This is a genomic window from Salinicola sp. (assembly GCF_982684285.1).
In genome coordinates this window covers 1-15,163 of record NZ_CEXLVS010000088.1, presented here as the reverse complement: position 1 = coordinate 15,163, position 15,163 = coordinate 1, and the positions used below count along the sequence as shown (strand labels likewise).

The 15,163-nt window shown below is 65.6% G+C and carries 10 protein-coding genes; 6 read left to right on the top strand and 4 right to left on the bottom strand.

Translation table 11 applies throughout. The features are described 5' to 3' along the window. Both sufB and AC3AYF_RS09595 read right to left on the bottom strand, forming a co-directional pair. Positions 1-837 (bottom strand): Fe-S cluster assembly protein SufB (gene sufB, locus AC3AYF_RS09600; RefSeq protein ID WP_487779675.1); only part of this gene is annotated, 837 nt, incomplete at its 3' end. Positions 838-945: 108 nt separating this feature from the next. Next, a complete protein-coding gene (locus tag AC3AYF_RS09595; protein ID WP_149437615.1) occupies positions 946-1,425 on the bottom strand; it encodes an SUF system Fe-S cluster assembly regulator in 480 nt (159 codons plus the stop codon). Positions 1,426-2,069: 644 nt separating this feature from the next. Between AC3AYF_RS09595 and AC3AYF_RS09590 the strand changes: the two genes are divergently transcribed. The 6 genes from AC3AYF_RS09590 (at position 2,070) to AC3AYF_RS09565 (ending at position 12,245) form a co-directional block, all read left to right on the top strand. After that, positions 2,070-3,482 carry a UDP-glucose dehydrogenase family protein gene (locus tag AC3AYF_RS09590; RefSeq protein ID WP_295038830.1) on the top strand — a complete coding sequence of 471 codons (1,413 nt, stop codon included), beginning with the start codon at positions 2,070-2,072 and terminating at the stop codon, positions 3,480-3,482. Between the two features lie 158 nt (positions 3,483-3,640). Then, the gene (locus tag AC3AYF_RS09585; protein ID WP_487779674.1) at positions 3,641-5,593 is read left to right on the top strand and encodes a glycosyltransferase; all 1,953 of its coding nucleotides are present in this window, start codon (positions 3,641-3,643) and stop codon (positions 5,591-5,593) included. 27 nt (positions 5,594-5,620) lie between these two features. Next, entirely contained in the window at positions 5,621-7,072 is a 1,452-nt protein-coding gene (locus tag AC3AYF_RS09580) for a PilZ domain-containing protein (RefSeq protein WP_295038826.1), read from the top strand. Positions 7,073-7,154: 82 nt separating this feature from the next. Beyond that, entirely contained in the window at positions 7,155-8,057 is a 903-nt protein-coding gene (locus AC3AYF_RS09575; protein ID WP_295038824.1) for a polysaccharide lyase, read from the top strand. A 28-nt stretch (positions 8,058-8,085) separates the two neighbouring features. Then, complete coding sequence (locus AC3AYF_RS09570) at positions 8,086-9,387, top strand: alginate lyase family protein (protein WP_295038823.1); 1,302 nt, start codon at positions 8,086-8,088, stop codon at positions 9,385-9,387. Positions 9,388-9,491: 104 nt separating this feature from the next. Next, positions 9,492-12,245, top strand: coding sequence for a tetratricopeptide repeat protein (locus AC3AYF_RS09565; protein WP_295038821.1), 2,754 nt, complete (start codon positions 9,492-9,494; stop codon positions 12,243-12,245). 114 nt (positions 12,246-12,359) lie between these two features. On the opposite strand, the gene AC3AYF_RS09560 is transcribed toward AC3AYF_RS09565, so the two are convergent. Together AC3AYF_RS09560 and AC3AYF_RS09555 are read right to left on the bottom strand one after the other, a co-directional pair. Then, entirely contained in the window at positions 12,360-13,652 is a 1,293-nt protein-coding gene (locus AC3AYF_RS09560) for an adenylosuccinate synthase (protein ID WP_295038819.1), read from the bottom strand. A gap of 88 nt (positions 13,653-13,740) precedes the next feature. Then, the gene (locus AC3AYF_RS09555; RefSeq protein ID WP_295038817.1) at positions 13,741-14,922 is read right to left on the bottom strand and encodes an ATP phosphoribosyltransferase regulatory subunit; all 1,182 of its coding nucleotides are present in this window, start codon (positions 14,920-14,922) and stop codon (positions 13,741-13,743) included. Between the last annotated feature and the right edge of the window lie 241 nt (positions 14,923-15,163).

The window sequence follows — 15,163 nt, the reverse complement described above, 5'->3', positions numbered from 1 at the left end:
CTTGCCGTCCTCGTCCCCCGGATACCAGTTCTGAACGGTGGAGTACTTGATGTAGGCGTCTTCCAGCGCCACCAGCTCGACCACCGCCGCGTGCAACTGGTTCTCGTCGCGCATCGGCGCGGTGCAGCCCTCGAGGTAGGAGACCTGGGCCTGCTTGTCGCAGATGATCAACGTCCGTTCGAACTGCCCCGTATTGGCGGCATTGATCCGGAAATAGGTGGAGAGCTCCATCGGGCACTTCACGCCTTCCGGCACGTAGACGAAGGAGCCGTCGGTGAACACCGCGGAGTTCAATGCCGCGAAGTAGTTGTCCGCCTGCGGCACCACGGTGCCCAGGTATTGACGGACCAGTTCCGGATACTCGCGGATCGCCTCGGAAATGGAGCAGAAGATCACGCCCGCTTCGTGGAGCTTTTCCTTGAACGTCGTGGTCACGGACACGGAGTCGAACACCGCATCGACCGCGACCCCCGCCAGCGCCGCCCGTTCATGCAGCGGGATCCCCAGCTTTTCGTAGGTCTCCAGCAGCTTGGGATCCACCTCGTCCAGGCTCTGCGGGCGATCTTCCGGCTTCTTGGGCGCGCTGAAGTAGGAGATCGCCTGATAGTCGATCGGCGGGTACTCCAGGTGTGCCCAGGAGGGAGGCGTCATCTTGAGCCACTGATGGTAAGCCTCGAGGCGCCACTCCAGCATCCACTGCGGCTCGCCCTTTTTCTGGGATATGAAGGCGATCGTGCTTTCATCCAGGCCGGGCGGCACGGTATCGCTTTCGATGTCGGTCACGAATCCCTGCTTGTATTCGCGACGGACCAACTGCTCCATCTCTTCGCTAGCCATGGTCTTCTCTCCTCTCCACCGAGAGCCTTATGACGAAGGCACGATCCCGGGCGGGACCAGGAAGCAACGAACCGTCACCACCGCTGGTCCTGCCATTGCCGCGCCTTCTTAATGTTCGCGCAACGCCTCGCCTGCCGAGGGAAGCGTCACGCTTTGAATGGGTAGCTGCACCGGCAGCTTGAGCGGACTGGACTGCGCGAGGTGCGCCAAGGTGACACCGTCGAGCAGGGTGCGTATGGCCTGCGACACCCGCTGCCAGTTGCCGGCGACGCCACAGGTGTCGAGCAACTCGCAGTCGCCGTCGGCATGGCTGCATTCGGTCATGCCGATCGGCCCCTCGATCGCGGCGATGATGTCGCTGGCCGTGATGTCAGACGGTGAGCGGGACAACACGTAGCCGCCGTGGGAGCCTCGGCGGGACTCGAGCAATCCGCCCTTGGACAGCATCTTGAGGGTCTTCCCCACCGTGGGATGGGGCAGTTTCACACGCGCCGCCAGTTCCGACGCGGTGTGCGCCTGATCGGGGTCACGCGCGATCTGCGCCATGATCACTGCCGCATAGTCCGTCAATTTCGATAGCTTCAGCACGCCTCGATGCCCTCTCGACCCTGACAGTCTCCATATAGGACCATTTTAGTCCTCTTTATATACGCTGTGAACCCTTACCGACGCATGGCTCGCCATTCTCCGAGCGGTTCGCCCTCTTCTTTCCGGACAACCGTCATTCAGATCCGCTCGAGGACGTCGCCGAATCTCGCAATGACATAAAAATACAAAACGCAACGCCAGGAAACCTTGTTTTCCTAAAGACACATTATGAAGCCTTTTCGATACTCAGGGCGTTTTTCGGCGAGCGTCCGCCGTTGGCATTCGGCAACAAGTGGTGTCTGCGTAAAGACACGCCCTGTGCAATGGAGTGACACGAAAATCGCACGTCCTTTTACATGAGATTTTCCTGAATTGCCTCCTCGCCACTTCGAACCTACCGTTGTCCCACCCTTTCGGAAACGCTGTTTGTCATCGGCTGTAACACCCATCGCCGATGGGACAGTACGGATGTCACGGAACACAAGGCCAAACGGTCCCACTCATCTTCCGGACACCTGGCAAGGGAGCGCGGGGGCCACGTAGCGATATCAAGAATCGGCAACCCCACCTCGGTGGCGCAGTGAATGCCGACGGCCAGATCACGAAATCTGGTCACGATACGAATATCAGCAAGGAGAGCGATCATGCGGATCACCATCTTTGGAACGGGCTATGTCGGCCTGGTCACAGGCACCTGCCTCGCCGATGCCGGGCATGAAGTCATGTGCATGGACGTGGATCAGGCCAAGATCAACGGCCTGAAGAACGGCGTCGTACCGATCTACGAACCGGGCCTGGAGGCGTTGATCAAGCAGAACGTGGCGGACCAACGGCTGCTGTTCACCACCGACCCGGTCGAGGCGGTCAATTTCGGGACGCTGCAGTTCATCGCCGTCGGCACGCCGCCGGACGAGGACGGTAGCGCCGATCTCAGATACGTACTCAACGTGGCCGACACCATTGCCACCCACATGCAGGCGTACAAGCTGGTGATCGACAAGTCCACGGTACCGGTCGGTACGGCGGACCGCGTGTCGGGGACCATTGCCCAGCGACTGCGGCAGCGCGACGTGGATATTCCCTTCGACGTCTGCTCGAACCCGGAGTTTCTCAAGGAGGGCTCGGCCGTGGAGGATTTCTCCCAGGGTGCACGCATCGTGGTCGGCTGCGACTCACCCCGCGTGGAGCCGCTGATGCGCGAGTGCTACGCGCCCTACAACCGGCGTCAGGAAAAGCTGATGTTCATGGACATCCGCAGCGCCGAGCTGACCAAGTACGCTGCCAACGCCATGCTGGCGACAAAGATCAGCTTCATGAACGAGATCTCGAATCTGGCGGAACGGCTCGGTGCGGACATCGAGAACGTGCGCCGGGGCATCGGCAGCGATCCGCGCATCGGCTACAGCTTCATTTACCCGGGTTGCGGCTATGGCGGCTCGTGTTTCCCGAAGGACGTGCAGGCATTGGCGCGCACCGCCAGCGATGTCGGCTACGAGGCCGAACTGCTCGACGCGGTCGAGTCGGTGAACAACCGCCAGAAGACCCACCTGTTCGCCAAGCTTTCCCAGGCGCTCGATGGGGAACTGCGGGGCAAGACCATCGCCATATGGGGGCTTGCCTTCAAGCCCAACACCGACGACATGCGCGAAGCCCCGAGTCGCACACTGATGGAGGCGGTCTGGGCCGCCGGCGGCAAGGTTCGCGCCCACGATCCCGAGGCCATGGATGAGTGCCGACGTATCTACGGCCAACGCGACGACCTGGAACTGACCAAGCGCCGGGACGATACCCTGGAGGGCGCCGACGCCCTGGTGATCTGCACCGAATGGAAGGCCTTCCGCACGGTCGACTTCCGCCGCCTGCGGGAGCGGCTCACCACCCCGGTGATCATCGACGGACGCAACCTGTTCGATCCCAAGAGCGTGCGCGCCGCCGGCCTGCTCTATTTCGCGGTGGGTCGTGCCGACTCGCTGCGCATCGCCCAGCCTGTCGCCGTCGCTACCGCAGCGGCATCACCGGCCGAGCGAACGAGCCCGAGCGTCGCCTACACACTCTGATAACCGCCCCGTCGGCGACTGACGTCGCCGACCCCTCGACCCTCATGACGTTCCCGATCGGTGCCACGGCATCGATCAGGGGGACTTCGTGTCTGCGCGCCTGACGCAAGGACTCGGGTCGAGGAACGCAACCCAGGAACGACTCCAGGGACAACCCGATGAGCCACATCCACTACACCCGAGCCAGACCCAGCAAGGCATCGGTGGCGACCGAAGCCACGGTCATGCTGCTGCTCGCCACGCTGGTCCTGCTGCTGGTAACGCATCTGCCGGACGAGGTCTTCCATCCCGGGTCGAAGAGCTTCCTCTTCGCCGTGGGGTTGATCGGCGCCTGGCGCTACTCGTGGTGGTTCGTCCAGGCGATCCGGTCGGTCTGGTACAACCGCCGCATGTTTCCACGGCTACGGGCGGAGGCCGATGCCGTCGGTGCCAACGAAACGCCAGACGCCCTCTATATCCTGTGCACATCGTTTCGGATCGATACCGAAGTGACTTTCGCCGTCTATGACGCGCTGATCCGGGATGCGGCCGACTACGGTGTACCGACCACGCTGTTCGCCGCCATCGCCGACCGCAGCGACGTCGACATCATCGACCAGGTCATGGACGAGCATGGCTGGCCCGCCAATGTCAGCGTTCGCTACATGTTCCAGAAAGGCGACGGCAAACGCTCGGCCATGGCCGAAGTCTTGCGAGCCATCTCGCGCTGCATGCCGACGCCCCGCTCGTTGCTGGTCAGCATGGACGGCGACATCCGCATCGAACCGGGGACGCTGGAACGCTCGCTGTCGTTCTTCCTGGCCCGGGAAGACCTGGGGGCGATCACCACCAACAACAGCGCCGTCGTCATCGGCAACGACATGACCAAGGAGTGGTACGACCTGCGCTACGCCCAGCGTCATCTGGTGATGAGCTCGACCGCGGTCTCCGAACGACTGCTGGTGCTGACCGGCCGCTACAGCGCGTTTCGTGCCGACCTCGCCACCGAGCCGGAGTTCATCGAACTGGTCGAGAACGATCACGTCGAGCACTGGCGCTTCGGCAACTTCAAGTTTCTCTCCGGCGACGACAAGTCGACCTGGTTCTGGCTGCTCAAGCATCGCTGGAAGATGCTCTACCTGCCCGACGTCCATGTCACCGGTTTCGAGGAGCTGCCGGATCGCCGGCGCTTCTTCAAATCGACGCAGGACCTGATGCGTCGCTGGTTCGGCAACATGCTGCGCACCAACGGCCGGGCCATCGCCCTGGGGCCGAGTCGGATGGGGTGGTTCACCTGGTGGAGCCTGGTCGATCAGCGGCTATCGATGTGGACCACGCTGATCGGCCCGACCATCGCCATCCTGCTGACGCTGTTCGTGCGCCCCTCATTCATCTTCGCCTACCTGCTGTGGATCGTGATGACCCGCGGCCTGACCAGCCTGGTGCTGGCCTGGCAGCGGGGCCGCTGGAGCGCGCTATGGGTGCCGATGCTCTACTACAACCAGCTCAGCGGGGCGGTTCTCAAGACCTACGTCAGCTTCCGCTTCAATCGACAGCGTTGGTCGCGCCAGGGCATTTCGGCGGGCGAGCCCGACGATCCACGCGCCGCGCGCCGTCAGCGCCTCGGCGGCCATCTCATCCACACCCTCTACTTCGGCGCGCTGGTATTCGCACTGGCCGTCTTCGGCGGTGTCATGGCACCGGCAGATCGTCTCTCGGTCGCGGCGATGGTTGGCGCCAGGCCGGCGTCGACCGACGCCGACGACAACCGCTGGCTGGCACTGGCGCTCGCCGATGTGCCGCAGGATGGCGGCGTGCAGCTGCCACCGGGGCACTTTCAAATCGATAACGGTTTCAACGCCGCCGTCGCTTCACTGGACAGGGTCCGAGGCACCGACATCCACGGTCATGGCGATCCCGACCACCCGAGCGTCCTGCAGATCGACCCAGACCTGTCCGATCAGATCACTTCAGGCGATACCACGCTCGCCAGCGCCGGACGGTTGCAGTGCAACGAACGGCGCCCCTGCCGGCTCCGGATCGGCGGACACGATATCCGTTTGACGGAGCTGTCGCTGTCGCTGGGCGAACGCCGCGGAGAAGACAAGGTGCTGGCCCAGAACCGCCAGTAAACCAGGGATTTACAAGGAGACTCATGCATGACAGATCACCACCAGGATCCGGATCAGTTGCGCCACGAGCGCCGCGACGAACGCCGCCACGTGCGGGTCGCCATGCCCTTTCACGTACGTCTGGGCGATGGTCATGTGGTCAAGGGTCATGACCTCTCGCTGGGAGGCTTTTCCGCCGAGACCCCGATGCATTTCGAGCGCGACCGCGAGATTCCCGTCGCGCTGATGCTGGCCGCCAGCGGCATCGAATTCGCGCTTCCCGCCATGGCGCGTCCGCGGCGCGAGATGGGCGAGGGTCGCCGACAGTGCATCGCCTTCGAGTTCACGCGGATGGAGCCCCGCCAGCGCGACATCCTGCGCCGGGTGATTCGCGCCCAGATGAGCGGGCGCCACGTCAGCCTCGACGGCCTGGTCGATCCGCAGGATTCCCAGACGCCCCGCAAACGACAGGGCAACGTGGCGACGCCGGCTACCAAGCCGAAGCGCCGCGTCCCCATGTTCCGCTATCTGGCACTGCTGGTCGCGGCGGGCGTCCTGACGGCTGCCGTCGCCGCCACGGTCTATCGCAACGTCTTTCTGATCGAGCCCAGTTTCGCTGCGGTGACCGCGCCGCGCACGGACATTCTGGCGCCCGGTGCCGGCCAGTTGAAGGATCTCGATCTCAAGGCCGGCGACAGGGTCGAACGCGACCAGCCCCTGATCGACGTCAACAACGCGGAGCTGCAGAACGATCTGCTGCTCTCCCAGGCCTCGTTCGACTACAACGAGCGACTGATCGAAAACCTGCAGCAGAGTCTCGACAGCGCCGGCAACAGCAAGGTCAGCGTCGCCACCTCGTCCAATCCGTCGGGCGGCGAGCTGGGCTACGAAATCCTGTCACCGGCAATCGCCAGGACCCGTGTCGAACAGTTCGAGACCGCACGCGACTACGAAAGCTCGCGCATCGACGCCTACAAGGCGCGGGTCGCGGCCAACACCATCTACAGCCCGTGTGACTGTGAGGTCGCCTGGGCGCTGAGCGCCGCCGGTGGCACCTACGTCAACGAGGGCGATCGGGTCATGACCCTGGTCAGCACCCACGACAACGACGTCATGGTCGAGGCGCTGGTGCACATGGACGACATCGGCGATATCGAGAATCACCAGCAGGCCTACATCGCCCTGCCCAACGCGTCGGAGCCCATTCCCGCTCGCGTGCGCAGCGTGGCGCTGGACGTCGAGCGCCAACCTCGCGCCGGCTTTCCGGACTGGGTCCGGCAGCAGCAGAACGTGGCCAGCGTGCTGCTGGTGCCGGAGGCGCCGCTACCGGCCAGTGCGGTCGGCACGCCGGTCGACGTGCGCTTCACCGAGGCACCGATGCTCGATACCGCCGCCGAGTGGAGCTATCAGGCCGGCCGGGCGATGTTCCAGGGCGTGCAGTCGCTCTGGGGACGCGCCGCCGACGGCATGACCCAGGGCCTGAAGAGCGCGATGAACTGATCGCATGGCACATCTTTCATGCCACCGCCACCGATCCGACGCGATACCCATCGCAAGGCACCCATCGCCCAAGGAGACGAACATGATCCTGTCCCGACTCGAAGACCTCCAACGCCGCCTGACGAGCCCGTTGAGCGCGGCCATTGTGACCGCCGGCGCGCTGGCGCTGACCTCGCTGCCCGCCCTGGCGGCCAGCGACGATGCGCTCGCCAAACCGCAGGTCGGTGCCTGTTCATCGCGTTACGCACCGGTGCAGACCCTGGCCCTGGATGCAGGGGCCAAGGCCGACCCGAAAACGTGGGTCGCAGACGGCCTGGGTGGCCAGCGTCGCTGGGGCGAGCAGAACCTGCAGGTCCTGGATCGCGCCGACAGCGGGCTGGATTCACCCGCCCTGCGGGTCCACTACCCCGCCGGCACCTCCTCCCCCAGCGATGCCGAAGAGGGCGGTGCCGGTTTCGTGATGCCCGTCCCTGCGCTGCGCCAGGCCGATCGGGCCTGTCTGCGCTATCGGGTTCGCTTCCCACCCGGCTTCGCTTTCGTCAAGGGCGGCAAGCTGCCGGGACTCTACGGGGGCGACGGCCCCACCGGCGGCGACGAGGTCACCGGCAAGAACGGCTTCTCGATGCGCTTCATGTGGCGCAAGCAGGGCCAGGGCGAGCTCTACGAATACATCGTCAACAAGGACGCCGACTACGGCGAATCGGTGGGCCGCGGCCTGTGGCACTTCACACCAGGCCAGTGGGTCACCGTGGAGCAGGAGATCGTGCTGAACGACCCCGATCGCCGGAACGGTGTTGCACGTGTCTGGATCGATGGCCAACCGACACTCGAGCAGCAAGGCATCGTCTATCGCACGACGGATGACGTGCACATCGATGGGCTGATGTTCTCGACCTTCTTCGGCGGCCATGGCAGCGATTGGCGCACGCCAAGGAACCAGACCGTCGATTTCGCCGACTTCACGCTGATGACCCCCAAGGCGTGATCGATCCTTCGACAGGGAGTCGACTTCCATGAACCGGATCTCAACCGCGGGCCGCTTCGGTCTGCGCCAAGGCTTCGTCCTGCTGCTGGGTCTGGCGGCGATCGGTCCGCCGCCGTCGACGCAGGCAGCCGAGGCGACCCACGACAAACCCTCCCAGCCGAGCCAGACCAGCCAGGCGAGTCGGACGATGAGTTACGCCGAGCGTCAGAAGCTGGATCTGTCGGAATACATGGTCACCGATCCGGAGGCCTCCTATTTCGACGTTCAGGCACGAATGGCGCTGCTGAAGCGCACCGATAACGACCTGCTGCAGTACAACCGGGATCAATTGATGCACGGTCCCAGCTGTCGTCAGGAGCTCTCCAAACCGACGCTGGACAGCGTGATCCGGATTCCCGGCTATTACCCCCAGCCCAAGGCCTGGGAGCTGGCCTCCGAGCCGCTGTTCGACTTCGAGGACACCGTCTCCAACCTGGCCGGGGCCTACGTGGCCTCCGGCGACTACTACTACGCCGACTGCCTGGTCCGGTTTCTGGACAAGTGGGCGACTCACGACGCCTTGAGCCGTTTCTACTATGACCGTCTCGAGCCCCAGGGCTGGTACTCGACGGAGTCGATGATGTTCGCCGCGGCGATGGCCTATTCGATCGTGCGTCCGGTCGTCGCGGACAAGCACCCGGAGGCGATCGAGCGCATCAATCACTGGCTCAACGCGCTGGCCCACAAGCACTCCGCCATCCAAGGCGGGGAGCCGAGCTGCTGCAACAACCACTTCTACCGCCGGGCGCTCTACGCCAGCATGATCGGCGTGCTGACAAACGACGATGAGCTGTTCCAGTTCGGCATCAGCGCGATCTACTCGGCGCTCCACGACCTGACGCCCCGTGGCGCCCTGCCCCACGAGATGGCTCGCGGCCGCCGCGCCAGCCACTACCAGAATTACGCCCTGCTCTATCTGGTCAACATCATGCAGGTGGCCTATCGCCAGGGCTACGACCTGTTCGACTTCGAGTACCGCGGCCACACCCTCGACGACGCGGTCCAGTTTGCCCTGGACACGTTCGACGATCCGGCGGCGCTGGGGAATCTGGCGACCCACGCCCAGTACTACGGCTTCCTCGACGACGAGCAGTATCTCGCCTGGATGGAGATCTATCTCAGTCATCGCGATGACGACCGAGTCGCCCACTACGTCAGCCAGAAGCGGCCCGTCGACAACCGCAGCGCCGGCGGCTACGTCACCTTCTATTTCATGGACCCGCAGGCACAGCCCCGCGCACTGCCGGAACCCGAGAGAACGGAACTCGCCGCCTTCGAGCCCGACACCTGACGCCGCCGTCGCTCCCCGACATCCACATTCGAGCTGCGGACTCGACCCATGACCATTCCTGGCCCGCTTCAGGGACGAAGGCCGGACCAGAAGGAGACAAGCAGATGACGATACCGACGCCCGACGCCATGCCTTTCCTTTCCAAGACGCGGCGCCGCTCCGGCAGCCGCTTCATGCTGGGCCTGGCATCGGTGGTGCTGCTGACCGCCTGCGCGAGCCAGCAACCCGCCCAGACCCAACCGATCGCAGCCCAGGACCGTGAGCTGTTCGCGCACCACTACATCGAGTCGATGCCCTCCACCGACTGGAATCGGGTGGAGTACATCCGCAGCCTCGAAACCAGGGGGCAGAGCCTCGAGGCCATCGAACTGCTCGAGCCAATGGCGCGGACGCATCCCGAGGCCAGCTACGAACTGGCCAGAATCTATGACGACGGCGAGGGCGTTCCTCGCGATCCCGCCCTCGCCGCCCAATACTATCGCCGGGCGGTTCCCTATGCGTTCAGCGGCCTCGACAATGCCTCGTTGAAGCTGGGTCGACTCTACCGCACCGGCGACGGCGTCAAGCGCGACCCGGCGCTGGCGTGGAACCTGTTTCAGCAGGCCGTGGATCACGACGGCAACCCCGGCGCGCGCATCGAACTCGCCGAGATGCAGCTCTCCGGCGAGGGGGTGCCGAAGGACATCGACGGGGCCCGCGGGCAGTTGGAGAAGGCCGCGGCGCAGAACGAGCCCCGCGCCCTCCAGACGCTGGCCGAGAACTACGCCCCCGGCGGCGCTTTCGGCAACGATCCGGGCCAGGCCCGCGCCTACGCCGAACGCTACGCCCAGGCGATGACGCCCCGTGCCGAGAGCGGCGATGTCGGCGCGATGCTGGCGCTGTCGCGTCTCTACGCCGAGGACGGCCTGCTTCCCCAACCGACACGCCAGCGGCAGTGGCTGCGCCGGGCCGCCGACAGCGGCGATCCCCAGGCGCTGGCGGCCGCCGGCCACCTGCTGGTGACGCAGCGGGATCCCGCCAGCGGGATGGAGATGCTCCGACGTGCCGCGGAGTCCGGCAATGGGGATGCCGCCTACTGGCTGGGGCAAGCCTACCTCGGCGAGGGTCGGGTCGAGCCCGACCCGGAGCTGGCCGAAAAGTGGCTTTCGGAGGCCGTCGGCCGCGGCCAGCGCGATGCCGCCCGCACCCTGGGCCAGGCCTACCTGACGGGCGATGTGCTGGCGACGGATCCCCAACACGGCATTCGCTTGCTGACACGGGCGGCGCAGCAGGACGACGCCTATGCGCTGGCGCTGCTGGGCAGCGCCTATCTCGACGGCGACAAGGTCCAGGCCCAACCGGCACAGGGCATCGACTATCTCGAACGCGCCCACGAACTGGGCCACCCCTACGCCACGGCGCGCCTCGGCGAGGCCTATCTCAAGGGCGAGGGCACGCCGGCCGATCCCGTACGCGGTGTCTCGCTACTGACCGAGGCGGCCGACCAGAACCAGAGCGGTGCCGCACGCACCCTGGGGATCGCCTACCTGGACGGAAAAGGACTCCAGCGCAATCCGGCCAAGGCCCGGCAGTGGCTGGGCCGGGCCATCGAGCAGGACCCCGACGACACCACCGCCAAGACCCGGCTCGGCCAGGGCATGCTCGAGGGCAAGCTGTCCGGCGACGCCCGTCAAGGTGTCAAACTGCTCGAGCAGGCCGCCAACCAGGGCGATGCCTACGCGATGGTCGTACTCGGCAGGGCCTACCGCGACGGGGTCGGCGTTCCGCCCGACCTCGATCACGCGGAACGCTGGCTTCAGCGCGCCGCTCGCGCCGGCCACCCTTCCGCCCAGCAGGCACTGGCGCGCACCTATCGTGCCAGCGGTGAGCAGGGCAATATCGACGACCTGATCCGTGCGGCGCGGATGGGGCAAGTGCCGGCCATGGCGGACCTGGGCCGGGCCTATCTCGGTGGACGGGGGGTGCGAGTCGATTACGCCAGCGCCAGGAAATGGCTGTCACGCGCTGCCGAAGAGGGCCATCCCGGTGCCACCGCCTCGCTCGGTCGTCTGTATGCCGACGGACTGGGCGTCGGCGTCGACAAGGCCCGCGCCGCCGGCTACTTCGAACGCGCGGCCGCCGCCGGCCACGTGGGGGCCGAGGCGGATCTCGGCGAGGTGCTGCTGCGCGGCGACGGCGTAGCGGCCGATCCGCAGCGCGGCGTCAGGCTGCTGACCCGGGCCGCCAATGCCGGCCACGGCTCCGCCGGTGTAACGCTGGGCGAAGCCTACCTCAACGGCACCGGTGTCGCCGCCGACCCCGCCAGAGGCGTGGGCTATCTGGAGCGGGCGGCGCAGCGCGGCGACGACAACGCCCAGCGTCTGCTAGGGCAAGCCTATCTCGAGGGCAACGGCGTCGCTCAGGACCCGACGCAGGCCGTCGAGTGGCTTTCCCGCGCAGTCGACAACGGCAACGTCTCCGCCCAGGCTTCACTCGGCACGGCCTATCTGGAGGGGCAAGGCGGCATTGCCCAGGACGTGGAGCGCGGCGAACGCCTGCTGGCCGCCGCCGCCGGCAGCGGCCACGCCGGCGCCGAAGCGGCTCTCGGTCGAGCCTATCTCAGTGGCGACGTACTGCCGCGAGATCCACACAAGGGCGCCGAACTGCTGGTCGAGGCCGCACGCCAGGGGCATCGGTCCGCGCGCGTGTCGCTGGCTCAGGCCTACCTCCAGGCGCGAGGCGTGGAGTTCGTCAACCAGCAGCAGGCGATGATCTGGCTCGACGGGGTGATGGAGAGCGACAGCGAAACCGCCATCAGAACGCTGCAGGATCTGCTCGAGGATCCAGCTATCGCCGACGCTGCAGGCAAGTCATCCTAGGGCGCGCAATGTGCCGGTCCGGCATCGACGCCACCCCGACCCACCCCACCCAACGACGAGACCCGCTGCCAGGCAGCGGGTCTCGTCGTTGGGTGCAGCACGCAGCGCGGGCAATCAGTCGAATGGATTGCGCAGCACGATCGTCTCGTTGCGGTCGGGGCCGGTGGAGATGATATCGATCGGTGTCCCCACTTCCTTCTCGAGGAAGGCGATGTACGCCCGCGCATTCGCCGGCAGGTCGTCAACGCTGCGCGCGCCGATGGTCGACTCGTTCCAGCCCGGCAGATCGTGATAGAGCGGCTCGATCACCTCGTATCCCTCGGAGTCGACGGGATTGTCGATGGTCTCGCCATCCTTGCTGCGATAGCCGACACAGACCCGAATGTTCTCGAGACCATCGAGGACGTCGAGCTTGGTCAGGCAGATACCCGATACCGAGTTGATCTGCACCGCGTGGCGCAGCGCCACGGCGTCGAACCAGCCGCAGCGTCGCGCGCGCCCGGTGGTGGCGCCGAATTCGTGGCCCTTCTCCGCCAGATGCCGGCCGAACTCGTCGAACAGCTCGGTGGGAAACGGGCCGGACCCCACCCGGGTCGTATAGGCCTTGGTGATACCCAGCACGTAGTCGAGATAGAGCGGCCCCACACCGGAGCCGGTCGCGGTACCGCCGGCGGTGGTGTTGGAACTGGTGACGTACGGGTAGGTACCGTGGTCGATGTCCAGCAGCGAGCCCTGGGCGCCCTCGAACAGGATGTTCTCGCCGGACTTGCGGATGTCGTGCACCAGCGAAACCGTGTCGCAGACCATCGGGCGCAGCTCTTCGGCAAAGGCCATTGCCTGATCCAGCACTTCCTGGAAGTCGACCGCGGGCTCGCCGTGATACCGGGTGAGCACGAAGTTGTGGTAGTCGAGCACCTCGCCCAGCTTGGAGGCGAAACGCTCACGATGCAGCATGTCGCCGAGGCGAAGGCCACGTCGCGCGACCTTGTCCTCGTAGGCCGGGCCGATGCCGCGACCGGTGGTGCCGATCTTGGCGATGCCGCGGGCCTTTTCGCGCGCCTGGTCGAGGCGGACGTGGTACGGCAGGATCAACGGGCAGGCAGGCGAGAGCCGCAGGCGCTCGCGCACCGGCACGTCCTTGGCCTCCAGCTCCTTGATCTCCTCGATCAGCGCTTCCGGCGACAGCACCACACCGTTGCCGATTACGCAGATCTTGTCGTCGCGCAACACGCCGGAGGGGATCAGGTGCAGTACCGTTTTCTCACCATCGATCACCAGCGTGTGGCCGGCGTTGTGTCCGCCCTGGAACCGCACCACGGCACTGGCAGACTCGGTCAGCAGGTCGACGACCTTGCCCTTGCCCTCATCGCCCCACTGAGTACCCAATACGACTACGTTCTTGCCCATTGCTCTCGTCTCTTGATCAACCCGTCGCGATCCCGTCGTTCGTCGCGATCCATTCGCTGTCACCCGGTCGGCGTCTCGCCGTCATCGGTCAAGCCAGCGGCTCGGTACGCCACTCTCCGTCCTGGAGCACCAAATGGCGATTGCATCGGTGTGCACCCGGACCGGTCCGCTGGTCGGGCAGTGCCTGGATCACGCGCTCTCCCTGTGCCCTCAGGCGATTGATGGCGTCATTCAGCGCCGCATCCTCGAGGTTCGGCGCCCAGATGCCATTGGTTGGCGGCTCGCGCTCGGCCAGGGTCGCCAACTGTTTGAGATCCATGGAAAAACCGGTAGCGGGACGGGCTCGACCGAACGCCTTCCCGGTATCGTCGTAACGCCCACCCTTGCTCAGCGCCTGACCGTATCCCGGCACGTAGGCGGCAAACACCATCCCGGTGTGATACTGATAGCCACGAAGCTCGGCCAGATCGAAGTAGAAAGATACCTCAGGGTGCTCGGCCACCACACCGCGATGCAACCGCACCAACTGGTCGAGCGCTTCACGCACGGCTTCCGGCGCATCGGCCAGGGCCAACCTGGCGTGCTCGAGAATCTCCGCGCCGCCATGCAGTCTCGGCAGTTCGCTGAGCATGCGCGCCAGCTTGGGATCGGCGACGTTCGCGGCCACCAGTTCGTCGATGACGACGTACGCCTTGCGCTCGATGGCATCGAAGAGCGCCCGCTCGACGTCTTCGCTCCAGCCGATGCCGCGCACCAGCTCGCGATAGATCGCGATGTGGCTCAGCGCCAGGTGCGTCTCCCGCGCGCCCGCCGCCGCGAGGCTGGAGAGCGCCAGCCTCAGCACTTCCACATCGGCGTCCAGGCCGGCGTGCCCGAACAGCTCGACGCCGACCTGCATCGGACTCCGGCCACCCTGGTGCTTGTCCGCCTGAGCGCGCAATACGGTCGTGCAGTAGCAGAGCCGGACCGGCCCCTGGCGCTTCAGCGAATGGGCGTCCATGCGCGCCACCTGCGGCGTGACATCGGCGCTGGCCCCCATCATCCTGCCGGTCAACTGATCGGTCAGCTTGAACGTCTGCAGATCCAGGTCGGTGCCGGTGCCCGTCAACAGCGAGTCGAGAAACTCGACCGGCGGTGGCATGACGAGGTCGTAGCCCCAGCGGTCGTACAGGTCGAGCAGCGTCCGACGCAACTCCTCCATCCGGGTTGCCTGCGGCGGCAATATTTCATCCATGCCGTCGGGAAGCAACCAGCGGTCAGCGATCGTCATGAGCTTGTCCTGCCAAGCGGTGGTTCGGTGGTGATCGGGTGCCAAGGCGAGCTTGCGCGCTCCCTTGCCCACCCCGTGATAGTCGCGGCCGAAGCGCCATGAGGCGTGGCCACGCGGCGCATCCCAGACTCGCCTGACTCGTCGTGGCCGAGCGTGATGGCACGGATACAGCCCGCACAAAAAAGCCGGGCGAAACCCGGCTAGGCGATATTACCACGAAACGCCCGCGGAAAAATCCCGC

Coding starts and splice junctions, on each gene's coding strand:
- AC3AYF_RS09555 (WP_295038817.1), bottom strand. CDS start 14,922: ATGACGATCGCTGACCGCTGGTTGCTTCCCGACGGCATGGATGAAATA.
- AC3AYF_RS09580 (WP_295038826.1), top strand. CDS start 5,621: ATGACAGATCACCACCAGGATCCGGATCAGTTGCGCCACGAGCGCCGC.
- AC3AYF_RS09575 (WP_295038824.1), top strand. CDS start 7,155: ATGATCCTGTCCCGACTCGAAGACCTCCAACGCCGCCTGACGAGCCCG.
- AC3AYF_RS09590 (WP_295038830.1), top strand. CDS start 2,070: ATGCGGATCACCATCTTTGGAACGGGCTATGTCGGCCTGGTCACAGGC.
- AC3AYF_RS09585 (WP_487779674.1), top strand. CDS start 3,641: ATGAGCCACATCCACTACACCCGAGCCAGACCCAGCAAGGCATCGGTG.
- AC3AYF_RS09570 (WP_295038823.1), top strand. CDS start 8,086: ATGAACCGGATCTCAACCGCGGGCCGCTTCGGTCTGCGCCAAGGCTTC.
- AC3AYF_RS09560 (WP_295038819.1), bottom strand. CDS start 13,652: ATGGGCAAGAACGTAGTCGTATTGGGTACTCAGTGGGGCGATGAGGGC.
- AC3AYF_RS09565 (WP_295038821.1), top strand. CDS start 9,492: ATGACGATACCGACGCCCGACGCCATGCCTTTCCTTTCCAAGACGCGG.